This window comes from Lentzea sp. NPDC004789 (assembly GCF_053601075.1).
Window position 1 is genome coordinate 374,914 of sequence record NZ_JBSGBE010000005.1, and the last position, 22,107, is coordinate 397,020.

Here is a 22,107-nt window from a genome sequence, read left to right on the forward strand (position 1 = left end):
GCCGGTCACGGCACTCGTCAAATGAGCGCCCTGATCGCCCGCTCGAACCCGATCACGTGCTGAGAGGCCAGCTCGCCCGCCTTCTTGGCGTCACCCTCCACGATCGCGGTCAGCAGCGGCACGTGCTCGTCGACGTGCCCGGCCATCCCGGACAGCCGCGGCAGGAAGACGCACCAGATGCGCGTGGCCAGGTTGTCGTAGGAGATCAGGGTGTCCTCGAGGAACGGGTTGTGCACGCACCGGTAGATCGCGCGGTGCACGCCGACGTCGTCGCGCAGCAGCGCGGTGTTGTCGCCCGGCCGGGCGGCGGTCTCCAGCTCCGACCGCAGCGCGGTCAGGGCGGCCCGGTCCGCCGCGGTGGCGCGTTCGGCGGCGGCGGACGCGGCGAGGGGTTCCAGCGTGCGGCGGACCTCGGAGATGTGGGAGAGGTCGGAGATGTTGACGTCGGTGGCGAACGTGCCGCGGCGCGGGAAGGCGACGACGAGCCGTTCCTGCTCAAGCCGTTTCAGGGCCTCGCGGATCGGGGTGCGGCCGACGCCGAGCTCGGTGCGCAGCCGGTCCTCGTTGATCGGTTCGCCCGGCTTGATCTCCAGCATCACCAGGCGGTCGCGCAGCACGGCGTACGCCTGCTCCGTCATCGAGGAGGCCGCGGGCTCGTCGTTGACCTGCGTGTTCATGTGACCTACGGTACTGCACAGACTGATATACCAGTAGTCGACCAGGTGATTTCGCTGGAGGCGTCGCGATGACCAGCCCGCCCGGAGCACATTTGCCCGAGCACCCGGACTTCCTCTGGGAGAACCCGGAACCCAAGGCCTCCTACGACGTCGTGGTGGTCGGCGGTGGCGGGCACGGCCTCGCGACCGCCTACTACCTCGCCAAGGTCCACGGCATCACGAACGTCGCGGTGCTGGAGAAGGGCTGGCTCGCGGGCGGCAACATGGCCCGCAACACCACGATCATCCGGTCCAACTACCTGTGGGACGAGAGCTCCGGCATCTACGAGCACTCGTTGAAGCTGTGGGAGGGCCTGGAGGACGACCTCGGCTACCCGATCCTGTTCGACCAGCGCGGCGTGCTGAACCTCGCGCACAGCCTGCAGGACGTGCGCGACAGCGTCCGGCGCGTCAACGCCAACCGGCTCAACGGGATCGACGCGGAATGGGTGGACGCCGCGGGCGTCAAGGAGATCTGCCCGATCGTCAACGTCTCGCAGGACGTGCGGTATCCCGTGCTGGGCGCCACCTATCAGCCGCGCGCGGGCATCGCGAAGCACGACTACGTGGCCTGGGGCTACGCGCGGGCCGCGCACGCGATGGGTGTCGACCTGATCCAGAACTGCGAGGTCACCGGGCTGGAGACGGCCGGCGGCCGGATCACCGCGGTGGAGACCTCGCGTGGCCGCATCGCCGCCGGTCGCGTCGCGTTGTGCGCGGCCGGGCACAGCTCCGTGCTCGCGGCGATGGTCGGCCTGCGGTTGCCGCTCGCCTCGCACCCGTTGCAGGCCTTGGTGTCCGAGCTGCTCGAACCCGTCCACCCGACCGTCGTCATGTCGAACGCGGTGCACGTCTACGTCTCCCAGGCGCACAAGGGAGAGCTCGTGATGGGCGCCGGGATCGACAACTACAACGGTTACGGCCAAAGGGGTTCGTTCCACATCATCGAGCAGCAGATGGCCGCGGCGCTGGAGCTGTTCCCGGTCTTCGCGCGGGCGCACCTGCTGCGGACGTGGGCGGGCATCGTCGACGTGAGCCCCGACGCGTCGCCGATCGTCGGTCTCACGCCAGTCCAGGGTCTCTACCTGAACTGCGGCTGGGGGACCGGCGGGTTCAAGGCCACGCCCGGTGTCGGTGACTGCTTCGCGCACACCATCGCCCACGACAAGCCGCACCCGTACAACGAGCCGTTCACCCTTGAGCGCTTCACCACCGGCGCCCTCGTCGACGAGCACGGCGCCGCAGCCGTGGCGCACTAGCAGGAGCTGACATGCAACTCATCCCGTGTCCGTGGTGCGGGCCGCGCGAGGAAGCGGAGTTCCACTACGGCGGCCAGGCGCACGTCGCGTACCCCGAGGACCCGTCGGCGCTCACCGACGAGGAGTGGGCGCAGTACGTGTTCTTCCGGGACAACCCGAGCGGCCCGTTCGCCGAGCGCTGGAGCCACAGCGCGGGGTGCCGGCGGTGGTTCAACGCCGTCCGCGACACCCGCACCCACGACCTGCTCGCCGTGTACCGCGCCGGCGAGCCGATGCCGGAGGTGGCGTCATGACGTTCCGCACGCCCATCGGTGGCAAGATCGACCGGAACACCTTGCTGCACTTCACCTTCAACGGCCGGTCCTACACCGGACACCCCGGTGACACGCTCGCCTCGGCCCTGCTCGCCCACGGGGTGCACGAGATCGGCAGCAGTGTGAAGCTCGGCCGGCCGCGCGGGATCGTCGCGGCGGGCTCCGAGGACCCGACGTCGCTGGTGCAGATCGAGGCGCCCTTCCCGGAACCGATGCTGCTCGCCACCACCGTCGAGCTGTACGACGGGCTGGTCGCACGTGGGCTGGCCGGGCAGGGACGGCTGTCCGCGGAGCCCGATCCGGCGCGGTACGACGCCAAGCACGAGCACTGCGACGTGCTGGTCGTCGGCGCCGGGCCCGCCGGGCTGGTGGCCGCTCTGACGGCCGCGCGCAGCGGGGCGCGGGTGGTGCTGGTCGACGAGCAGAACGAAGCCGGTGGGTCGTTACTCGGCGTGGACGAGTACCTGGACGACCGGCCGTCCGCGGAGTGGGTCGCGGACGTCGTGGCCGAGCTGAAGACCACGCCCGGCGTGCTGGTGCTGGAGCGCACCACGGCGTTCGGCATGTACCAGGACGGGTTCGTGCTCGCGCTGCAGAAGCGCACCGACCACCTCGGGTTCGCGGCGCCTGCTTCCGTTGCGCGGCAGCGGGTGTGGCGGATCCGGACCAAGCAGACCGTGCTGGCCACCGGTGCGCACGAACGTCCGGTGGTGTTCGCGGACAACGACCGGCCCGGGATCATGCTGGCCTCGGCCGCGCGGACGTTCCTGCACCGGTACGGGGTGGTGCCCGGATCGCGGGCGGTGGTGTTCACGACCAACGACAGTGCCTATTGCGCGGCGATCGATCTGGCGGAGTCCGGTGTGGACATCGCGCTGATCGTGGACGCTCGGCCGGAGGCGCCGGCACGGCTGGCGACGGAGTGCGCGGCGCGGGGGATCGAGGTGCTGGCCGGGCAGGTGGTGACCGGGACCGAAGGTGTCGGCCGGGTCACCGCTGTGCACCTCGGTGAGAAGCGAGTTGAATGCGACACGCTTCTGGTGTCGGGCGGTTGGAATCCCGTCGTCAGCCTGTTCAGCCAGGCTCGCGGCACGCTGCGCTACGACGCCCAGCTCGGCGCGTTCGTGCCGGGCGAGGGCCTCCCCACCGTGCGCGTCGCCGGTTCCGCGACCGGAGAACTCGACCTCACCGCGTGCGTGCGCCAGGGCCGGGAAGCAGGCGAGGCCGCCACTTCCGGCTTCACGCCCGGCGGCCAGGTGCCGCTGCCGGTGTCGGACTCCCGTTGCACGGCACGCACCGGCCTGGTGCTGTGGCGCGTCCCCGGCAACGAGGACACCAGCTTCGTCGACCTGCAGCGCGACGCGACCGTCGCGGACGTGCTGCGCGCCACGGGTGCGGGCCTGCGGTCGTTGGAGCACATCAAGCGGTACACGACCATCGGCACGGCCCACGACCAGGGCAAGACGTCCGGCATGATCGCGGCAGGCATCGTCGCCGAAGCGCTGGGCGTGGAACTGGCGGACCAGCGGCCCACGACGTTCCGCCCGCCCTACACCTCGGTGTCGTTCGCGGCACTGGCCGGGCGCAACCGCGGCGAGCTGCACGACCCGGTGCGCGTCACGGCGATCCACCCGTGGCACGTGGCGCACGGGGCGTTGTTCGAGAACGTCGGCCAGTGGAAGCGGCCCTGGTACTACCCGCGCGACGGCGAGGACCTGCACGCGGCCGTGCTGCGCGAGTGCCGGGCGACGCGCGAGGGCGTCGGGATGATGGACGGCTCGACGCTCGGCAAGATCGACGTGCAGGGCCGTGACGCGGGCAAGTTCCTCGACATGCTCTACACGAACATGATGAGCACGTTGAAGGTCGGCCGGATCCGGTACGGCGTCATGTGCGGCGTGGACGGGATGGTGATCGACGACGGCACGGTCATCCGGATCGGCGAGGAGCGGTACCTGGTCACCACGACGACCGGCAACGCCGCCAAGATCCTCGACTGGATGGAGGAGTGGCTGCAGACGGAGTGGCCGCACCTCGACGTGCACTGCACCTCGGTGACCGAGCACTGGGCCACGATTCCGTTGGTGGGCCCCAGGTCCCGTGACGTGCTGGCCGCGGTGGCGCCCGGACTGGACGTCAGCAACGAGGCGTTCGAGTTCATGACCTGGCACGACGCCGAGGTCGCGGGAGTGCCGGCGCGCGTGTGCCGGATCAGCTTCTCCGGCGAGCTCGCCTACGAGATCAACGTGACCGCCTGGCACGGCCTCGCCGTGTGGGAGGCGTTGATGGCGGCGGGCGAGCAGTACGGGATCACGCCGTACGGCACGGAGACGATGCACGTGCTGCGCGCCGAGAAGGGCTACCCGATCATCGGCCAGGAGACCGACGCCACGGTCACGCCGCAGGACCTGGGCATGTCGTGGGCCGTGTCGAAGAAGAAGCCCGACTTCATCGGCAAGCGGTCGTTCGCGCGCGCGGAGAACAACCGCGGCGACCGCAAGCAGCTGGTGGGCCTGCTGCCCGTGGACCCGAACGTGTTGCTGCCGGAGGGTTCGCAGATCGTCGAGACCGACCGGTTGCCCGAACCGCCGGTGCGGATGCTCGGTCACGTCACGTCCAGCTACCCCAGCGCGGCGCTCGGCCGGACCTTCGCGCTCGCTCTCGTGCGGTCCGGTCACGAACGCATCGGCGAGACGCTGTACGTGCCGGTCGAGGACGAGCTCGTGCCGGTCACCGTCACGGAATCCGTGCTCTACGACAAGGAAGGAGCCCGTCGTGACGGCTGACCCGACCAGTCCGCTGGCGGCCTGGACCGACCGGCTGGCGGCGCTCGCTCCCGCGTTGCACGTGGCGGAGCGGCCCTTCCGCTCGCAGCTCACCGTGCGCGCGTCGGACCCCGACGCCATCGCGGCGATGGGCTCGGCGCTGGGCACGCGGTTCCCTTCGGTTCCGTGCACCTTCAACGCCGGCTCCGGGCCGTTCGGGGACGTCGAGGTGCTCTGGCTCGGCCCCGACGAGTTCCTCGTGACGGCGGCACCCGACCTGCAGATCGCGATCGAGGAGGTGTTGCGTGGCGCGCTCGGATCATCGCGCGGGTCCGTTGTGGACACTTCGGCGCAGCGCACGACCCTGGTCCTTCAAGGGCCGCACGTCCGGGACGTGCTCGCTCACGGATGTGCCGTGGACCTGCACCCGTCTTCGGCTCCCACCGGCACTTGCGTGCAGACGCTGCTCGCCAGGACGGGAATCGTCCTGCAGGTGCACGACGACGACGTGACGCTGCTGGTCCGGTCGTCGTTCGCCGAGTACCTCGCGGCCTGGCTGAGCGACGCGTGCGCCGAGTACGGAGTGGCGTCATGAGCCGGCACTTCACCCTCACGCTGAGCTGCCCCGAGCGGGCGGGCATCGTCCACGCCGTCACGTCGTTCCTCGTCGACCACGGCTGCGACATCGTGGAGCACCAGCAGTTCGACGACGACGTCCGCAGCAAGCTGTTCCTGCGCACCGCTTTCACGTGCGCGTCGGCCGACGCCGACGAGCTCGCGACGGCGTTCGCCGCGGTCGCGAACCAGTTCGAGATGAGCTTCGACCTGTGGGACGAGCGCGCGCCGCGCATCCTCGTGATGGTGTCGAAGGCCGGCCACTGCCTGAACGACCTGCTGTTCCGCTGGCGCGCGGGCAGCCTCGGCGGCGAGATCGCGGTGGTCGTGTCGAACCACGAGGACCTGCGCCCGATGGCGGAGGCGGCCGGACTCGACTTCGTGCACGTGCCCAACACCGCCGAGACCAAGCACCTCGCCGAGCAACGGCTGCTGGAGCTCGTCGAGGAGTACCAGGCCGACCTGGTGGTGCTGGCGCGGTACATGCAGGTGCTGTCCAACGACCTGTGCGAGAAGCTGGCCGGGCGGGTGATCAACATCCACCACTCGTTCCTGCCGGGCTTCAAGGGCGCCAAGCCGTACCACCAGGCCTACGACCGCGGTGTGAAGTACGTGGGCGCGACGGCCCACTACGTGACGCCCGACCTCGACGAGGGCCCGATCATCGAGCAGGAGGTGCTGCGCGTCGACCACTCCTTCGACCCGCGCTCGCTCACCGCGGTCGGCCGGGACGCCGAGGCGCTCGCCCTGTCGCGTGCGGTGCGGTGGCACTGCGAGCACCGCGTGCTGCCCAACGGGAACGGCACGGTCGTGTTCCGCTGACTTGTATCGACGATGTATCGGCCGTGGATGTCCCCCCGAGAGGCTGCGGGAGCAGTGCAGTCAGGGAAAAGGGGATGTTCATGCGGTTCACCAAAGTGACGGCCGCGGTCGTCGGCCTGCTGGGCGCGGCGGTCATCAGCACCGCCGCTCCGGCCGGCGCGGCCACCGACGAAGTGTTCAGCCCGGACGTCGAGATCGCGGCGCCGTGGCTCGACGACACGGCCACCGCGCCGGCCGGCGACGTCGCGATCCAGCAGACCGCGGCCGGCGCGATCAAGTGGATGTCGGACCGCCGCGGCAGCACCGCGTACGAGGGCTACTGCGAGCGCGCGGTGCGCCTGGCGTGGGACCGCACGACCCACCACGCCTCGGCCATCGAGCACTGGCGGTCGTCCGACGGCGCCCGCCACACCACCGGCACGCCGCCCAAGGGCGCGTTCGTGTTCTGGAACACCAGCTCGAACGGCCACGTGGGCATCGCGGACGGCGCGGGCGGGTTCTGGTCGACCAGCGTCGGCGGCAAGATCGGGCACGGCAGCTCGGTCGGCTACTTCCGCAACTACCTCGGCTGGAAGCCCGGCAACAGCAACTGATCCAGTGCGCCCGCCGCGCGCGCCAACGTGCGCAGCGCGGCGGGTTCGCCTTCCCGGTTGCCCGTGCGCCGGTAGGTCTCCAGCGCCTGGCTCACCAGGTCGTGCGCGGCCTGCGGGTGCCCGTTCGACAGCAACGCCTCGGCCAGCTCGACCTGGGCGTACGCCGTGCACCGCTCGTCGGTGAGGTCCATCAGGATCGACACGGCCCGCCGCGCGCTGACCAGTTCCTCCGCGTGCTCGCCCGTGCTGCGGTGCAGCGCCGCCAGCCGGACCAGCACGAGCGCCTCCCGGTGCGCGTCACCGAGTTCGGCGGCGAGCCGCCGGGCACCGGTGAGCCACCCGCGGGCCTCCTCCAGCTCGCCGAGTGCGCCGTGGACCGCGCCGATCGACGCCCGCACGTGCGCCGCGGAGTGCGGATCGCCCGCGGCCTCCAGCAGCCGCAACGCCTCGGTGTAGCAGGCCATCGAGTGCTCGTACTCGGCACGCAGCCGGTACACCACGCCGACGCCCGCGACCGCCGTGCCCTGCCCTCGCTCGTCACCGATGGTCCGGTAGAGCTGTTGGGCCGCAAGCAGTTCCCGTTCGGCGTCGGCGAACTCGTCGCGGTAGATGTGCACCTGGGCGATGCCGCGCCGCAACGCCGCCTCACCGGCCTCGTTGCCCGTCGCCAGGACGGCCTGCAACGCCCGCGCGTGCGTGCGGGCCCAGTCCTCGTAGTGGCTGTGCAGGTCGAAGAACGGCACGCAGGCCGCGGCGAGCTGCCACGCCACCTCGTCGAGCCCGGCGGCCGCGGCGAGGTCCACCGCGCCGCACAACGTCCGCCGTTCCGCCTCGAACCACGCGACCGGGTCGGCCAGCAGGTGTTCCGGCGCCGCCGTTTCCTTCACGTCGGCGATGGTCGTGCCGAACGTGACCGGCAACCGGCGCGCGGCCGTGACCGCGAGCCACAGCCAGGCGCGCAACGTGCGTTCCAGCGTCTCTCGCCGGTCCGGCAAGGCGTCGGCCAGCTCCAACGCGTGGCAGCGCAACAGGTCGTGCAACCGGTAGCGCGGCTGGCCGATCCCGTCGGCACCGCACGACTCCAGCAGGTTCGCGTCGACCAGCCCGTCCACCAGGTGCTCGGTGTCCGGCTCGCCGAGCAGCGGCTCGACCACCCAGCCGGGGAAGTCCTGCGCTCCCAGCAACGCGAGCCGCACGAACGCCCGGAACTCGCGGCCGGGCAGTTGCCGGACGCTCAGGTCGAAGCTCGCCCGCACCGCCAGCTCACCGGAGCTGAGCTCCCGCAACCGAGTCGACTCGTCGACCAGCCGTTCCCGCAGCACCTGCATCGACCACCCGCTGCGCCCGGCCAGCCGCGCGCCCGCCACCCGGATCGCCAGCGGAAGGTGCCCGCACGCGCGGGCGATGGCCGCGGCCTCGTCGGGCTGGGCGCTGACGCGGTCCTCACCCGCGATGCCCGCGAGCAGCTCGGCCGCCTCGCCGGGTTCGAACGGCGGCAGCTCCAGCTGCACCGCGCCGGGCAGCTCGGACAGCCTGCGCCTGCTGGTGACCAGCACCGCGCACCCGGCGTCGGCGGGCAGCAGCGGCACGAGCTGGCTCACCGAGGCGGCGTCGTCGAGCACCACCAGCACCCGCCGTCCCGCGAGCCGCGACCGGTAGAGCGCGGCACGGGCGGTGACCTGCGACGGCAGTCCGGCCCCGGTGATACCCATGGCGTGCAACAGTTCCGTGAGCACGTCGCCCGCCTCGCGCGGGTGTTCGGACGTGCCGGCGAGGTCGACGTACAGCTGGCCGTCCGGGAAGTGGTCGCTGACCAGGTGCGCCACCCGGATCGCGAGCGTCGACTTGCCGACGCCGGGTGGTCCGGTCACGCCGGCCACCGGTGCCGACACCGAGGGTCGTCGCAGGGCCGCGGTCAGGGTCTCGGTTTGCGTTGCGCGGCCGCAGAAGTCGGACGCGGAGGGTGGCAGCTGGTGGAGGGAGGCGGCCGGGTCGTGGTGGGGGACCGCCGAGAGTGGCAGCTGCCGCACCGGGACAGCCGGCTCGTCCCGCAGCACCGCCAGCTGAGCCTCGCGCAACGCCGGTCCCGGCTCCAGCCCGAGCTCGTCCGCGAGCCGTTCGCGCATCTCCGCGTAGACCTGCAACGCCTCGGCCCGCCGGTTGTCCCGTTGCAGCGCAACGACGAGCTGCCCGCACACACTCTCGCGGTACGGATGTTCCGCCAGCAACGCCCGCAGCTCGGGAATCGCCGCGGCGCTCTCACCCGAAGCCACCTGCAACGCGAGCCGCTGCTCGGTCGCCGCGAGCCGGGCCTCGTCGAGGCGGGCGAGCGCGGGCGCCCAGGAGTCGTGGCCGGGCAGGTCTTCGAGCGGACGGCCGCGCCACAGGGATTCCGCCTGGCGCAACAACTTCAGTGCCTCATCAGGATGGCGGCGTGCCTGCGCCACCAGGCGCTCGAACAGCACCGCGTCGAGCTCGTGCGGCTCGACCTCCAGCAGGTAGCCGGTGCCGTGCGTGCGCAGGCGGTCGTCGAGCAGTTGCCGCAACTGCCAGACGTACGTGCGGACGTTCGACACCACCGACCGCGGCCGCGACGCCGGCCAGAGCACCTCGACGAGCTGGTCGAGCGAGACGCCGGTGTTCGCGTGCAACGCGAGGTGCGCCAGCAGCGCCCGTTGCTTGACACCGCCGAGGCTCTCCCTGCGGTCGTCCCGCCAGACCTCGAGCGGTCCCAGCAGCCGCACGCTCAACCCGCTGATGGCCCCTCCGCTCCTCGGCGACTCCGGGCGGGAGGATAGCGGCGGTGCCGCGGCCTTCGTGCCGGTTCGCGGCAATTCGTCGACGCAGGCGCTGCAACCCGGCAACCGATCACGGCTGCAGGCGGATCCGGTAGCGGTAGCCGTAGCGGTGCCCGCTCACCCACAGCTCGTCCGCCGCACCGGCCACCGCGGCGATCCCGCCCACCACCTCGTCCACGCCGGTCGGCTGCTCGGCGACCGTCACCGCGGTGAGGTCCGCGACCGCCGTGACCACTCCGGTGGAGAGGTCGACGCGGATCAGCCAGTCGGTTCCCGACACCACCGCCCACGCCTGCGGATAGCCGTTGACGGCCACGCAGTCCAGGTCGCCGAGCCGCGCGGTGGACCACTCGCGGCTGGCGACCCGCACCTCGCCGATGACGGCGGCGGTGTCGTGGTCGCGCAGCAGCAACCGCGTCGTGCCGTCGGACTGCACCAGGCGGGTGCCGTCGTCGCACAGGCCCCAGGTCTCGTGGGAGGCGGGCGCACGCCGTCGTTCCGCCAGCGTGACCGGATCGCGCAGCACCGTGGAGCCGGAGCTCAGATGCCACAGGCCGGCCGGGGCGAGCGCGATGCCGCCGTCCGTCGGCGTGCCGGGCGCGTTCTGCCGGGCGCGCGGGGCACCGGTCACGGACAGCGCGCGGACCGCCGGGCCGGCGAGTTCCACCAGGGTGTCGCCGACGAGTTCCAGACCGCGGGTGTCGGCCCGGTCGGTGCGGACGCGTTCGAGCACCCGTGCGTGTAAGTGCCGCGACACGGAGGTGGTCGTGGTGACCGGTGACGAAGCGGCGAAGTGCGGGGGAGTGGAGGCGGCGGACGCGCAGGCGGCCGGCGAGAACGCCAGCAGGGCGGCGAAGGCGAGCCGCCGGGCCGGCAGGTCGTTGACGCGTGAGGAAGTCACGAGATCGATCGTGTCGGGCAGGCGGCGGTGCCCACCTCGCCCGCGGCGGATGGCCTTCTCCGCCGTGCTCATCCCTCGCGGAGGAGGCCGCGAACAGGAGCAGCCCACGACTCTTGCGGCACGGCAGCTCCACCCGAAGGGACGACGACATGGCTGACACGAGACGTCGATGGCTCGCCCGGTTCGCCTTTCTCGCCGCGGCGGCGGCGGTCGTGCTGGTTCTGGCGGTGGCCGGGCCGCGGGCCGGCATCGGTCTCGTGCTGGTCGGTCTGGCGGGGACGGTGGTGACCCTCGCCGGTGCCTGGTGGTTCCTCGTCCACCACGGCGTGGTGCGGTGGCTGGCCGGGTTCCTGGTGGTCTTCGCGCCGGTGGCGGTGGCGGTCGTGTACGCGCGGGCCCACCTGGTGTGGGTGGTCGGGGCGGCCGCCGCGCTGTGGATGATCGCGCTGGCCTGCGGGCGGCGTGCGCTCACCAGCGTCCATGATCCGGACGAGGAGGAGACCCCGCCGCCGAGCCGACCGTTCCTGATCATGAACCCGCGGTCGGGCGGGGGCAAGGTCGAGCGGTTCGGGCTGGTGGAGCGGGCGTGGCTGCTGGGGGCGCGGGTGTGCCTGCTCGACGGCACGCGGGACGTCGCCGAGCTCGCCCGCCAAGCCGTCCGCGAGGGGGCCGACCTGCTGGGCGTGGCCGGAGGTGACGGCACCCAGGCGCTCGTGGCGGACGTCGCGGCCGCGCACGGGGTGCCGTTCCTGGTGATCCCCGCCGGGACGCGCAACCACTTCGCCCTCGACCTCGGCCTGGACCGCGACGACCCGATCGGCTGTCTCGAAGCCCTCACCGACGGCGTCGAGCTGCGTGTCGACCTCGGCGTGATCGGCGACCGCACGTTCGTCAACAACGCGTCGTTCGGTGCCTACGCCGAGCTGGTGCGCAGCCCCGCCTACCGCGACGACAAGATGGCCACGATGCTCGACCTCTTACCGGACCTGCTCACCGAGGAGCGGCCGGCGCGGCGACTGCGCCTGCGGGCCGGGGACGCCGAGGTCGAAGGCCCGCAGGCGGTGTTGATCAGCAACAACCCGTACGGCACGGGCGATCTGGCCGGGTGGGGGCGCCGGCCGCAGCTCGATGGTGGCCGGCTGGGCGTTCTCGCCGTCACGGTCCACGACGCCGCCGAGGCCGCCGGTCTGCTGCGCGGGCGACGGGGCTCGAACGCGCTGCTCGAACGGACCGCGCCGGAGGTCGTGATCACCGCCGACGCACCGTTGCTCCCGGTGGGCGTGGACGGCGAGGCCGTCACGATGCCCACGCCCGTGCGCTGCACGACCAGGCCGGGAGCCCTGCGGGTACGGGTGCCGAGGCACCGCGGGACAGCGGCGGCGTCACGACCGGACCTGGACTGGCACGAGCTGCGCCGCCTGGCCTTCACCCGATGAGGATGAGGCCGCCAACCACACAAGGAGGACGGCATGTGCCGATGGCTCGCGTACTCGGGTTCTCCGGTCCTGCTGGAGGATCTCCTCTACAAACCGGAGAACTCGCTCGTCACCCAGAGCCGGCACGCCCGGCTGGGCGTGGAGGCCGTCAACGGCGACGGCTTCGGCGTCGGCTGGTACGCGGACGCGCGGACACCTGGCCTGTTCCTCAGCACCGAACCCGCCTGGAACAACCGGAACCTGCGCGAGCTGTCCGCGCGGATCGCCTCGGGCCGGGTGTTCGCGCACGTCCGGGCGTCCACCGGCACCGCGGTGCAGCAGACCAACTGCCACCCGTTCCGGTACGGGCGGTGGCTGTGGATGCACAACGGGCTGATCGCGGACTTCCCGTTGGTGCGCAGGGAGCTCGCGTTGCGCGTGGACCCGTCGCTCTACGCCGGGATCGAGGGGTCGACGGACTCCGAGATCCTCTTCCACCTGGCCCTGACGTTCGGCCTGGAGACCGACCCGCCGGCGGCGGTGGCCCGCGCGGTCGGCTGCGTCGAGGAGGCGGGCGCGGAACAGGGGATCGTGCATCCGCTCCAGATGACCGTCGCGACGACCGACGGCGAGACCACCTGGGCGTTCCGCTACTCCAGCCAGGGCCGGTCGCGGAGTCTCTTCCACAGCAGGGACGTCACGACGCTGCAGGAGCAGTACCCGGACAACCCGACGCTGCACTCGCTGTCCGCGGGCACGCGGCTGGTGGTGTCGGAACCGCTGGGCGACCTGCACGGCGCGTGGCGCGAGGTGCCCGAGTCGTCCTGCGTGGCGATCAGCGGCGAGGACGAGGAGATCCGCGCGTTCGAACCGGTCAGAGCCAGCCGGTGGTGAGCTTCTGCACGGCGGTGCCGTCGGTGTCCGCGAGCTTGGTGGCGACGAACGCGCGGGCCGAGTCGGAGGTCTGCAGACGGAACGGCGGCCGCTCCTCGGTGAGCGCGCTGATGATCGTCGCGGCGGCTTCGGCCGAGGTCTGCGCGCCGCTGAACGCCGACGCGGTGCGGTTGAGGTAAGCCTGCAGCAACGCGCCGTACGGGCCGGCCGCCTCGATCGCCGACTCGCGGTCGACGCCGACGTTCGAGACGAACTCGCTGGCCACGGCACCGGGCTCGACGACGGACACGGTCACGCCCTGCTGGGCGGCGACCGGGGCGAGGGACTCCATCATGCCCTCGACGGCGAACTTCGCGGCGCAGTAGGCCTCGTTGAACGGCTGGCCGAACACTCCGCCGACGCTGCTGACCGTGACGACCCTGCCCTTGGCGGCACGCAGGTGCGGCATCGCGGCCTTGGTCATCGCGACCACGCCGAAGTAGTTCACCTCCATGACCTTGCGGTAGTTCTCGATCGAGTCGGTCTCGACGGTGCCGAGGTGCCCGGCGCCCGCGTTGTTGACCAGGGCGTCGAGCCGGCCGTAGTCGCGCACGACGCTCTCGACGACCTCGGCCACCGACGCGGGGTCGGTGACGTCGAGCCGCCGGACGTCCATGTCCTTGAGCCGATCGTCCGCACGGGAGGTGTCGCGCATCGTCGCCACCACGCGGTAACCGGCCTGCTGGGCCTGGACCGCGGCGGCGAGGCCGATGCCGGAGGACGTGCCGGTGATCAGGACAACGGGAGACATGGTGCTCCTTGATTCATGGGGTGGATAGTTATTGACATGAACTAGTTTGCCAGACGATGGTTCATGTCGTCAACTATTTCCGGTAGGCTGGTGGCATGGACGCGCTCACAGCCGAGGTGATCGGGCTCATCGCGCGGATCGTCCAGCGCTACACCAAGGAGTACGAGCAGGCCGCCTCGTCGCTGGAGCTGACGTCGATCCAGGCGAAGGTGCTGGTCGCGCTCGACGAACCGAAGCCGATGCACCAGATCGCCGAGAAGCTGGGCTCGGAGCGGTCGAACGTGACCGGGATCATCGACCGGCTGGAGGCGCGCGGGCTCGTCGAGCGCCGGCCGGGGGAGACCGACCGCCGCGTCAAGTACATCGTGCGCACCGGACTGGGCCAGGAGCTCACGGTGAAGTTCCAGCGGCAGCTGAGGTTCGCCGCCGACCCGCTGGCCAGTTTCGGCACCGCGGACAAGAAGCAGCTGCGCGACCTGCTTCAGCGCATGCTGGGCGAAGACCTCGCGTAGGCGGCCGGGGTGGTGCCCGTCCACCTGCGGAACGCGCGGATGAACGCGGCCGCGTCCGCGTAGTCCAGGCGCAGCGCGACCTGCTCGACGGTCAGCTGGTGCAGCGTGATGAGCTCGATCGCCCTGACCCGCCTGGCCTCGTCGACGAGCTGCCGCAACGACGTCCCCTCCTCGGCGAGGTGGCGGCGCAGCGTCCGGGTCGACAGGTGCAGGCGCGCGGCGATCTCACCGGCGTCGGTCACGCCCTCCGCGATGATCTTCCGCACGTTCTGCGCGACGCACGGGGAGCAGCGTTCGAGCAGCAGCGACCGGCACGCGCGTTCGCAGGCCGTCATGGTGAGCGGATCCGCCTGCGGCAGCGGGAGGTCCAGCACGGCGGCGTCGGTGACGATCGCGTTGTGCGGCGCGCCGAACCTCACCGGTGCGCCGAGCGCGCGTCCGTAGTCGACGGACGTGGGATCGCCGCGCAGCTCCACGCGCATCGACGGCGGCGGCCGGTCCAGGATGGTGCGCAGCATGCCCGCCGTGACGGCGATCTCCCGTTCGACGAGAAAGGGCCGCAGCCCCGCCAGGTCCTGTCCGTCCTCCACGACCAGCTGGGCCTCGTCGCCGCGCATCCGCAGGCTCAGTCCGGTCACCGCGTAGGTGAGCGGCAGGTAGCGCAGGCCGAACTCGACGGCGGCCCGCACCGTCGGGCAGGTCAGCAGCGCGAAACCCCAGACCCCGTAGGCGCGCAACGAAAGCCGCTCGCCGACCGCGAGGCCGACACCGGGCGCGTGCCCGGTCGCGCGGACGAGGTTCGCCGCCACGGCCAGCTCCTGCGTGCCGCGCACCACCGCGTCCCCGGTCAGCATCTCGGGTGAGATCCCGGTGTCCTGCAAGCACTTCCGCGCGTCGACACCGTGCTCGGCGCCCACCTCCACCATGGCGCGCACCCCGGCCGTGCCGCGGTGGAACCGGACCGGTTGGCCGGAAAGGTCAACACGTCGGCCGCGATGGCCATCAGGCGACACCGTTGATCTCCCTAACGTCGAACCAGGTTGAGGGCGCCGGTGCCCGAGGCCGTTCCCACGATAGGGGCGGCCGGGTGACCGACTGGCGGCATCACCCGGACGCCGATGATCCAAAAGGAGCACCTATGACCCGCACGGTTCTGGTGACAGGCGGCAACCGGGGCATCGGCAGGTCCGTCGCCGAGGCGTTCCTCGGCAACGGCGCGAAGGTGGCGGTGACGCACCGCGGCGGCGACTGCCCGGACGGCGCGTTCGGCGTGAAGTGCGACGTGAGGGACCGCGAGCAGGTCGACGCGGCGTTCACCGCGGTGGAGGCGGAGCTGGGCCCGGTGGAAGTGCTGGTGGCCAACGCCGGCGTCACCGACAGCACGCTCATCACCCGCATGACCGAGGACACGTTCACGTCGGTCGTGGACACGAACCTCACCGGCGCGTGGCGGTGCGCCCGTCGTGCCGCCACGGGGATGGTGCGCGCCCGGCGCGGCCGGATGATCTTCATGTCGTCGGTGGTCGGCATGTACGGCAGCGCGGGCCTGACGAACTACGCGGCCAGCAAGGCGGGCCTGATCGGTCTCGCCCGCTCGCTGGCCCGCGAGCTGGGCAGCCGCGGCGTCACGGCGAACGTCGTCGCGCCCGGCTACGTCAACACCGACATGACCGCGACCCTGCCCGAGCACTACGGCAAGCAGTACCGCGACGCGATCCCGTTGCGCCGCTTCGCCGAACCGGACGAGGTGGCGGCCACGGTGCTGTGGCTCGCCAGCGACGACGCCCGGTACGTGACGGGCGCGGTGATCCCGGTCGACGGCGGGCTCGGGATGGGGCACTGATGTCGTCCGTCCTGCTGATCGACGACGAGGTGCTGGTCCGCCGAGGGTTCCGGCACGCGCTGGAGGAGGCCGGCGACCTCGTGGTGGTGGGGGAGGCCTCGCACGTGGCCGAGGGACTGCGGCTCGCCCAGCGCCACCGGCCGCGGGTGGTGATCACCTCGGACGTCGCGGAGCTGGCGCGGCTGCGGGCCTGTGCCGGTGGAGTCATCGCGCTGGCCGGGGAGGGGAGTGACGCGCAGCTGCACCAGGTGCTGACCGATGGCGCCCGCGGGTTCCTGTTGAAGCGGGCCAGTCACGAGGAGCTGCTGGCGGCGGTGCGGGCGGTGGCGCGGGGGCACGCGTATCTGTGTGCCGAGGTGACGGGGCGGCTGCTCGACCGGTTCGACATCCTGCCCCCGCCCGAGGAGGTGGACCGCGGGCTGGGGCTGTTGAGCGAGAGGGAACGGCAGGTGCTCGCGCGCATGGCGCGGGGGCGCAGCAACGACGAGATCGCGCGCGAGCTCTACCTCACCTGTGCCACGGTCAAGTCCCACGTGTCGCACATCCTGGCGAAGCTCGGGCAGCCCAACCGGATGCACGCGGCGCTGTTCGCACAGCGGCTGGGACTGCTGAGCCGGACCGGGTGAAGCCGCTGAGCCGGGCGGGGTGAGCGTGGGCCACGCCGTTGTGGCCGCGCAACGCCTCGCTCCGCTCAGCCGGACCGAGTGAGCGAGAACCACGGCGTTGTGGCCGCGCAACGCCGTGCGGCGCGGAGCCGGACCGAGTGAGCGTGGGCCACGGCGTTGTCGCCGCGCAACGCCGTGCGGCGCGGAGCCGGGCGGCGCGAGCGTGGGCCACGGCGTTGTGGCCGCGCAACGCCGTGCGGCGCGGAGCCGGACCGAGTGAGCGTGGGCCACGACGTTGTGGCCGCGCAACGCCGTGCGGCGCGGAGCCGGACCGAGTGAGCGTGGGCCACGACGTTGTGGCCGCGCAACGCCTCGCTCCGCTCAGCCGGACCGGGTGAAGGCGAGCACCACGTTGTGGCCCCCGAACCCGAAGGAGTTGGAGATCGCCGCCCCGATCCGCGCGTGCCGCGGCCGGTCCGCGACGATCTCCAGCTTCACGTCGGAGTCCTGGTCGTCGAGGTTGCGCGTCGGCGGCACCACACCCTCCCGCACGGCGAGCACGGTGAAGATGGCCTCGACCGCGCCCGCGCCGCCGATCAGGTGGCCGGTCACCGACTTCGTCGCGGTGACCAGCGGGTGCGGGCCCAGGGCCTCCAGGACGGCGGCCGCCTCGACGCGGTCGCCGACCTGGGTTCCCGGTGCGTGCGCGTTGACGTGCGTGATGTCGTACGGGCTCAGGCCCGCCGAGCGCAGCGCGTGCCGGATGGCGCGGATCTGGCCGTCCGGCGACGGGGCGGTCATGTCGTGCGCGTCGGAGGTCATGCCGATGCCGGCGAGCTTCGCGGCGATCTTCGCCCCTCTCGCGCGGGCGAACGAGCCGCGTTCCAGCACGAGTGCGCCCGCTCCTTCCGCCATGACGAAGCCGTCGCGGGCCGAGTCGAACGGCCGGGACGCGCTTTCGGGGTCGGAATGCTTGCGGGACAACGCCCCCATCCGCGCGAACGCCGCGATGGACAACCTGCCCAGGCACGCCTCGGTGCCGCCCGCGACGACGATGTCCGCGAGACCGCGGCGCAGCAGCGCGGCACCGAGCGCGATCGCCTCCGCGCCGGACGCGCACGCGCTGGTCGGCGCGTGCGCCCCGCCCCGCGCGCCGAGATCCATGCTCACGGCGGCCGCGGGGCCGTTGGGCATGAGCATCGTGACGGTGAACGGGGAGACGCGGTCCGGGCCGAGCTCCTGGCAGCGTTCGTACTGCTCGACGAGCGTGCCGCCGCCGCCCAGTCCGGTGCCGAACACGACCGCCAGCCGTTCGGACTCCACCGCGGGCGCGCCCGCGTCCGCCCACGCCTGCCGGGCCGCGACGACGGCGAGCTGCTGGCAGCGGTCCATGCGGCGGCGGGCCACGCGGTCCAGGTACTGGCCGGGATCCTCGTGCGCCGGCGCGCCGATCCGCACCGGCAGGTCGGCCGACCACGGCGTGTCCAGCACGCGAGCGCCGGAACGACCGGCGAGCAGTCCGTCCCAAGTGGACTGCACGTCCCCGCCCTGGGGAGTGGACATGCCCAGTCCGGTCACGACGATCTCCTCCTCCCCGCCGGGTAGCGGGGGCAGCGACGGGTGCATCAGGGAGAAGTCGAGGAAGGTGCTCTCGTATGACATGCATCGAGAACACCACCGCGAACGCCGCCGCGGCAGCGGTCGCGCGACGGATCCGCGCCTCCGTCGCGCGACTGATCACAACGGAGCCGGATCTCCGTAACGTCCGCCCCGCAAGGGAAATCGGTGATGGCGGGGAGTGGTGCGCATGTCAGCGGAAGTGGCGGCCGACGTGGCCAACCTGGCGGACCTGTGCCGCAGGCAGGTGGCGTTGAGAGGAGAGGAACGCGCGTTCGTGTTCCTGGAGAGCGGGGTGGTCGAGTCGGCCACCATCACCTACGCGGAGCTCGACCGCCGGGCGCGGGCGATCGCCGTGCGGTTGCGGGAGCTGGCGTTGCCGGGATCACGCGCGCTGCTGTGCCATCCACCGGGGATCGAGTTCGTGGCGGCGTTCCTCGGATGCCTGTACGCGGGGATCATCGCCGTGCCAGCCCCCTCCGTGCGCCGGGCCACCGGCGACGCACGGCACAGCCGGTTGATCGCCATCGCCGACGACTGCCGGCCGGCGCTCCTGCTGTCCACGAAGGACACGATCGTGTCGATGCACGTGATCCTCGGCGACCGGCCGATCACGCCGCTCGCCACGGACGAGGTCGTCGACGGTTCCGACGAGTTCCGGGAGATGCACGAGTCGAACGAGGTCGCGTACCTGCAGTACACGTCCGGCACGACGGGCAGGCCCAAGGGGGTCGTCCTGACGCACGCGGGTGTGCTGCACAACCTCGCGCTGATCGTCCGCGGCGGCTCGCGGCCCGACGAGGACTTCGGGCGGGTCGCGCCGACCGTGTCGTGGCTGCCGGTGTTCCACGACATGGGGCTGATCGGCGGCGTGCTGCAACCGCTCTACCTCGGCCAGCTGTCCGTGCTGATGTCCGCGCAGTCCTTCGCGCGGGTGCCCGCCAACTGGTTGCGCGCGATCTCCCGGTACGGCGCGGAGATCGCGGCGGCGCCCAGCCTCGGCTACGAACTGTGCCTGCGCCGGGTCAGCGACGACCAGCGCGACGGCCTGGACCTCAGCCGCTGGCGCATCGCCGCGATCAGCGACGAACCGTTGCGCGCGGCCACGATCGACCGGTTCGCGGCGCGGTTCGCCCCGTGCGGGTTCCGCCGGGAGGCGTTCTTCCCCAGCTACGGCATGGCGGAGTCGACGGTGCTGGTCAGCGGCGGCCCGCTGGAGGGACAGCCGGTCGTGCGGCCGTTCGACACCAACGCGCTGGAACAGGGACGGGTCGCGCGGGCCAAGAGCGGTGCCGGCGCGCGCAGCCTGGTCGGCTGCGGCGAGCCCGATCCGTCGCTGGAGGTGGTCATCGTGGACCCGGAGACCCGCGAGCCCCTCGGCGACGACGAGGTCGGCGAGATCCTCGTGTCCGGGCCCAGCATCGGTGCGGGCTACTGGGCCGACCCCGCCGGCACCGAGCGGACGTTCGGCGCGCAGGTCGCGGGCCGGAAGTTCCTGCGCACCGGGAACCTGGGGTTCCTGTTCGAGGGCCAGCTCTTCGTCACCTGCCGGATCCCGGACCTGCTGGAGGTCGACGGCCGCCAGCTCTACCCGTACGACGTCGAGGCGACCGCGGTGGGCGGCCACCCGTCGTTGCGGGCGGCGTGCGCGGTGATGGACGGCGAGGACGTGGTGGTGCTCGCCGAGGTCGAGCACCGGTACCGCGCCACGCCGCGAGACGAGATCCGCAACGCCGTTTCGGCCGCGGTGCAGGCCGAACACGGGGTCGTGCTGGGCCGGGTCGTGCTGCTCTCGCCCGGCACCCTGCCGCTCACCACGAGCGGGAAGCTGCGCAGGGCCGCGTGCCGGACGCTGATGTTGGGAGACAGGGGATGAACCTCCGCGACGGAGTGCGGCTGCCGAAGGGTGTCGCCGGCGGCAGGCGCAAGTTCACCACGCTGGTCGAGCTGTGCCAGGCCCGTGCCGCGGCCGAGCCCGACATGAGGGCGTACACGTTCTACGCCGACGGACGCACCGAGTGGGACGCGCTGACGCTGTCCGACCTCGACCGCCGGGCGCGGGCGCTGGCGGTGCACCTCACGGCGCTCGCGCAACCGGGCACCCGCGCGTTGCTGTGCTTCGAACCCGGCCTGGACTTCCACATCGCGTTCCTCGGCTGCCTGTACGCGGGCCTGATCGCGGTGCCGGTCGCACCGCTCGACGGCACCCGCACCAGCGTGAAGGTGAGCCGCATCGAGTCGATCGTCGCGAGCTGCCGGCCGGACCTGCTGCTCTCCACCGGGCTCACGTTCGCCAAGTGCCTGCCGGTGATCGAGGAGTCGCTCCCGGACCTGGTGCGCCTCGCCGTCGATGAGATCGACCCGGGGCTGGCCGACCGGTGGACGCCGCCGTCCATCGGCATCAACTCGCCCGCGTACCTGCAGTACTCCTCGGGATCGACCGGCGAGCCCAAGGGCGTGACGCTGACCCACGGCAACGTGCTGCACAACCTCGCGTTGATCCACGACAACCTCTACCGCGCGTCCGACGAGGAGGGCCTGCCGCGTCCGACGAGCGTGTCGTGGCTGCCGTCGCACTACAACATGGGCCTGATCGGCGGCGTGCTGGATCCGTTGTACGCGGGGAGGTCCGCGCTGCTGTTCCCGGCCGGGGTCTTCGTGCGCAGCCCCATCAGCTGGCTGCGGCTGATCTCGCAGGTCGGCCGGGCGGACAGCTGCGCGCCGAACTTCGCGCTCGACCTGTGCGTGCGGCGCATCTCCGAGGTCCAGCTCACCGGCCTCGACCTGAGCGGCTGGGAGATGGCGCTGATCGGCGGCGAACCGGTCAGGGCGCAGACCCTGGACCGGTTCTGCGAGGTGTTCGCGCCCGCCGGGTTCCGCCGGGGCACGCTCGTACCGGGCTACGGCCTCGCGGAGTCGACCGTGATGGTCACCAGCGCGGTCGTGGGCGAGGGCCCGATGACCTTGCGCTGCGACGCCGAGGCGCTGACGCAGGGCCGCGCCCGCCCGGTCGACCCACCCGGCGGCAGGCGGCTGGTGAGCTGCGGTCCCGTCCCGTCGTCGATCACCGTGGTGGTGGCTGCGGAGTCCACTTTGGAGGAATGCGCGGAGGGTGAGGTGGGCGAGATCTTCGTGCAGGGCCCGAGCGTCGGCACCGGCTACTGGAACCGGCCCGACCAGGTGTTCCACGCCGAGCTGCCCGGCAGGCGCGGCCCGTTCCTGCGCACCGGCGACACGGGGTTCCGCTGGGACGGCGAGCTGTTCGTCACCGGCAGGGCCAAAGAGGTGATCATCGTGGCCGGCGCGAACCACCACCCGCACGACCTGGAGGCCACCGCGGAGACCGCACATCCGGCGGTGACCGGGTGCTGCGTGCTCGGGGTCGAGGACGGGCAACGGGAACGCGTCGTCGTGCTGGTGGAAGCGATCGGTGAGGTCGACGCCGACGAGGTGGCGATGGCGGTGCGCCGCACCGTCCACACCGGACACGGGGTGCGGGTGGACGACGTGGTGCTGCTCGCGCCGGGCACGTTGCCGCGCAGCGCCAGCGGGAAGCTGTTGCGGGGTGGGTGCCGGGAGGCCTACAGCGCGGGCAGGCTGGAGGGTCGGGTGCCGGGTGTGTGAGCTGTCTGGTCGCGGGCGGTGGAG

At 72.0% G+C, this 22,107-nt stretch carries 19 protein-coding genes; 13 read left to right on the forward strand and 6 right to left on the reverse strand.

Features of this window, described 5'->3' with window-relative positions:
- Positions 1-17 precede the first annotated feature (17 nt).
- Positions 18-677 (reverse strand): GntR family transcriptional regulator, encoded by a 660-nt coding sequence (locus ACWEIJ_RS14665; RefSeq protein ID WP_449837660.1) that lies wholly within the window; start codon positions 675-677, stop codon positions 18-20.
- Positions 678-745: 68 nt separating this feature from the next.
- Here ACWEIJ_RS14665 and ACWEIJ_RS14670 point away from each other — a divergent pair, with 68 nt between their 5' ends.
- The 6 genes from ACWEIJ_RS14670 to ACWEIJ_RS14695 all read left to right on the forward strand — a co-directional run bounded on the left by ACWEIJ_RS14670 (position 746) and on the right by ACWEIJ_RS14695 (position 7,084).
- A complete protein-coding gene (locus ACWEIJ_RS14670; protein ID WP_449837661.1) occupies positions 746-1,975 on the forward strand; it encodes a sarcosine oxidase subunit beta family protein in 1,230 nt (409 codons plus the stop codon).
- Positions 1,976-1,986: 11 nt separating this feature from the next.
- Entirely contained in the window at positions 1,987-2,268 is a 282-nt protein-coding gene (locus ACWEIJ_RS14675; protein ID WP_167979291.1) for a sarcosine oxidase subunit delta, read from the forward strand.
- A complete protein-coding gene (locus ACWEIJ_RS14680; protein WP_449837662.1) occupies positions 2,265-5,075 on the forward strand; it encodes a 2Fe-2S iron-sulfur cluster-binding protein in 2,811 nt (936 codons plus the stop codon). Before ACWEIJ_RS14675 ends, ACWEIJ_RS14680 begins: the two co-directional genes overlap by 4 nt.
- The gene (locus tag ACWEIJ_RS14685; RefSeq protein WP_449837663.1) at positions 5,065-5,649 is read left to right on the forward strand and encodes a sarcosine oxidase subunit gamma; all 585 of its coding nucleotides are present in this window, start codon (positions 5,065-5,067) and stop codon (positions 5,647-5,649) included. The genes ACWEIJ_RS14680 and ACWEIJ_RS14685 overlap by 11 nt, the downstream gene beginning before the upstream one ends.
- The gene (purU, locus tag ACWEIJ_RS14690) at positions 5,646-6,491 is read left to right on the forward strand and encodes a formyltetrahydrofolate deformylase (protein WP_449837664.1); all 846 of its coding nucleotides are present in this window, start codon (positions 5,646-5,648) and stop codon (positions 6,489-6,491) included. Before ACWEIJ_RS14685 ends, purU begins: the two co-directional genes overlap by 4 nt.
- Positions 6,492-6,571: 80 nt before the next feature.
- On the forward strand, positions 6,572-7,084 hold the full coding sequence (locus tag ACWEIJ_RS14695) for a hypothetical protein (RefSeq protein ID WP_449837665.1): 513 nt from the start codon (positions 6,572-6,574) through the stop codon (positions 7,082-7,084).
- Here ACWEIJ_RS14695 and ACWEIJ_RS14700 read toward each other — a convergent pair.
- Together ACWEIJ_RS14700 and ACWEIJ_RS14705 are read right to left on the reverse strand one after the other, a co-directional pair.
- The gene (locus ACWEIJ_RS14700) at positions 7,051-9,828 is read right to left on the reverse strand and encodes a BTAD domain-containing putative transcriptional regulator (RefSeq protein WP_449837666.1); all 2,778 of its coding nucleotides are present in this window, start codon (positions 9,826-9,828) and stop codon (positions 7,051-7,053) included. The genes ACWEIJ_RS14695 and ACWEIJ_RS14700 overlap by 34 nt on opposite strands.
- Before the next feature lie 124 nt (positions 9,829-9,952).
- The gene (locus tag ACWEIJ_RS14705) at positions 9,953-10,783 is read right to left on the reverse strand and encodes a glutaminyl-peptide cyclotransferase (protein ID WP_449837667.1); all 831 of its coding nucleotides are present in this window, start codon (positions 10,781-10,783) and stop codon (positions 9,953-9,955) included.
- A gap of 149 nt (positions 10,784-10,932) precedes the next feature.
- Between ACWEIJ_RS14705 and ACWEIJ_RS14710 the strand changes: the two genes are divergently transcribed.
- Positions 10,933-12,219 (forward strand): diacylglycerol/lipid kinase family protein, encoded by a 1,287-nt coding sequence (locus ACWEIJ_RS14710; RefSeq protein WP_449837668.1) that lies wholly within the window; start codon positions 10,933-10,935, stop codon positions 12,217-12,219.
- A 33-nt stretch (positions 12,220-12,252) separates the two neighbouring features.
- Positions 12,253-13,092, forward strand: coding sequence for a class II glutamine amidotransferase (locus tag ACWEIJ_RS14715; protein WP_449837669.1), 840 nt, complete (start codon positions 12,253-12,255; stop codon positions 13,090-13,092).
- On the opposite strand, the gene ACWEIJ_RS14720 is transcribed toward ACWEIJ_RS14715, so the two are convergent.
- Positions 13,073-13,882, reverse strand: a complete 810-nt coding sequence (locus ACWEIJ_RS14720) for an SDR family NAD(P)-dependent oxidoreductase (RefSeq protein WP_449837670.1) — start codon at positions 13,880-13,882, stop codon at positions 13,073-13,075. The two genes, ACWEIJ_RS14715 and ACWEIJ_RS14720, sit on opposite strands and share 20 nt — an antisense overlap.
- 95 nt (positions 13,883-13,977) lie before the next feature.
- Here ACWEIJ_RS14720 and ACWEIJ_RS14725 point away from each other — a divergent pair, with 95 nt between their 5' ends.
- Complete coding sequence (locus ACWEIJ_RS14725) at positions 13,978-14,394, forward strand: MarR family winged helix-turn-helix transcriptional regulator (RefSeq protein ID WP_449837671.1); 417 nt, start codon at positions 13,978-13,980, stop codon at positions 14,392-14,394.
- Here the strand turns inward: ACWEIJ_RS14725 and ACWEIJ_RS14730 are convergent.
- Positions 14,364-15,320, reverse strand: coding sequence for an AraC family transcriptional regulator (locus tag ACWEIJ_RS14730; RefSeq protein ID WP_449837672.1), 957 nt, complete (start codon positions 15,318-15,320; stop codon positions 14,364-14,366). The two genes, ACWEIJ_RS14725 and ACWEIJ_RS14730, sit on opposite strands and share 31 nt — an antisense overlap.
- A gap of 212 nt (positions 15,321-15,532) precedes the next feature.
- Between ACWEIJ_RS14730 and fabG the strand changes: the two genes are divergently transcribed.
- Both fabG and ACWEIJ_RS14740 read left to right on the forward strand, forming a co-directional pair.
- Complete coding sequence (fabG, locus tag ACWEIJ_RS14735; RefSeq protein WP_449837673.1) at positions 15,533-16,237, forward strand: 3-oxoacyl-ACP reductase FabG; 705 nt, start codon at positions 15,533-15,535, stop codon at positions 16,235-16,237.
- On the forward strand, positions 16,237-16,863 hold the full coding sequence (locus ACWEIJ_RS14740) for a LuxR C-terminal-related transcriptional regulator (protein ID WP_449837674.1): 627 nt from the start codon (positions 16,237-16,239) through the stop codon (positions 16,861-16,863). Before fabG ends, ACWEIJ_RS14740 begins: the two co-directional genes overlap by 1 nt.
- Positions 16,864-17,223: 360 nt before the next feature.
- Here the strand turns inward: ACWEIJ_RS14740 and ACWEIJ_RS14745 are convergent, their stop codons facing one another.
- On the reverse strand, positions 17,224-18,468 hold the full coding sequence (locus ACWEIJ_RS14745; RefSeq protein ID WP_449837777.1) for a beta-ketoacyl-[acyl-carrier-protein] synthase family protein: 1,245 nt from the start codon (positions 18,466-18,468) through the stop codon (positions 17,224-17,226).
- Positions 18,469-18,649: 181 nt separating this feature from the next.
- On the opposite strand from ACWEIJ_RS14745, the gene ACWEIJ_RS14750 reads away from it, so the two are divergent.
- Together ACWEIJ_RS14750 and ACWEIJ_RS14755 are read left to right on the forward strand one after the other, a co-directional pair.
- Positions 18,650-20,335: a fatty acyl-AMP ligase gene (locus ACWEIJ_RS14750; protein WP_449837675.1), complete on the forward strand. Its 1,686-nt coding sequence runs from the start codon at positions 18,650-18,652 to the stop codon at positions 20,333-20,335.
- Positions 20,332-22,083 (forward strand): fatty acyl-AMP ligase, encoded by a 1,752-nt coding sequence (locus tag ACWEIJ_RS14755; RefSeq protein ID WP_449837676.1) that lies wholly within the window; start codon positions 20,332-20,334, stop codon positions 22,081-22,083. Before ACWEIJ_RS14750 ends, ACWEIJ_RS14755 begins: the two co-directional genes overlap by 4 nt.
- Positions 22,084-22,107: the final 24 nt, after the last annotated feature.

Coding starts and splice junctions, on each gene's coding strand:
- ACWEIJ_RS14665 (WP_449837660.1), bottom strand. CDS start 677: ATGAACACGCAGGTCAACGACGAGCCCGCGGCCTCCTCGATGACGGAG.
- ACWEIJ_RS14670 (WP_449837661.1), top strand. CDS start 746: ATGACCAGCCCGCCCGGAGCACATTTGCCCGAGCACCCGGACTTCCTC.
- ACWEIJ_RS14675 (WP_167979291.1), top strand. CDS start 1,987: ATGCAACTCATCCCGTGTCCGTGGTGCGGGCCGCGCGAGGAAGCGGAG.
- ACWEIJ_RS14680 (WP_449837662.1), top strand. CDS start 2,265: ATGACGTTCCGCACGCCCATCGGTGGCAAGATCGACCGGAACACCTTG.
- purU (WP_449837664.1), top strand. CDS start 5,646: ATGAGCCGGCACTTCACCCTCACGCTGAGCTGCCCCGAGCGGGCGGGC.
- ACWEIJ_RS14695 (WP_449837665.1), top strand. CDS start 6,572: ATGCGGTTCACCAAAGTGACGGCCGCGGTCGTCGGCCTGCTGGGCGCG.
- ACWEIJ_RS14710 (WP_449837668.1), top strand. CDS start 10,933: ATGGCTGACACGAGACGTCGATGGCTCGCCCGGTTCGCCTTTCTCGCC.
- ACWEIJ_RS14715 (WP_449837669.1), top strand. CDS start 12,253: ATGTGCCGATGGCTCGCGTACTCGGGTTCTCCGGTCCTGCTGGAGGAT.
- ACWEIJ_RS14720 (WP_449837670.1), bottom strand. CDS start 13,882: ATGTCTCCCGTTGTCCTGATCACCGGCACGTCCTCCGGCATCGGCCTC.
- ACWEIJ_RS14725 (WP_449837671.1), top strand. CDS start 13,978: ATGGACGCGCTCACAGCCGAGGTGATCGGGCTCATCGCGCGGATCGTC.
- ACWEIJ_RS14730 (WP_449837672.1), bottom strand. CDS start 15,320: ATGGTGGAGGTGGGCGCCGAGCACGGTGTCGACGCGCGGAAGTGCTTG.
- fabG (WP_449837673.1), top strand. CDS start 15,533: ATGACCCGCACGGTTCTGGTGACAGGCGGCAACCGGGGCATCGGCAGG.
- ACWEIJ_RS14740 (WP_449837674.1), top strand. CDS start 16,237: ATGTCGTCCGTCCTGCTGATCGACGACGAGGTGCTGGTCCGCCGAGGG.
- ACWEIJ_RS14745 (WP_449837777.1), bottom strand. CDS start 18,468: ATGCACCCGTCGCTGCCCCCGCTACCCGGCGGGGAGGAGGAGATCGTC.
- ACWEIJ_RS14750 (WP_449837675.1), top strand. CDS start 18,650: ATGTCAGCGGAAGTGGCGGCCGACGTGGCCAACCTGGCGGACCTGTGC.
- ACWEIJ_RS14755 (WP_449837676.1), top strand. CDS start 20,332: ATGAACCTCCGCGACGGAGTGCGGCTGCCGAAGGGTGTCGCCGGCGGC.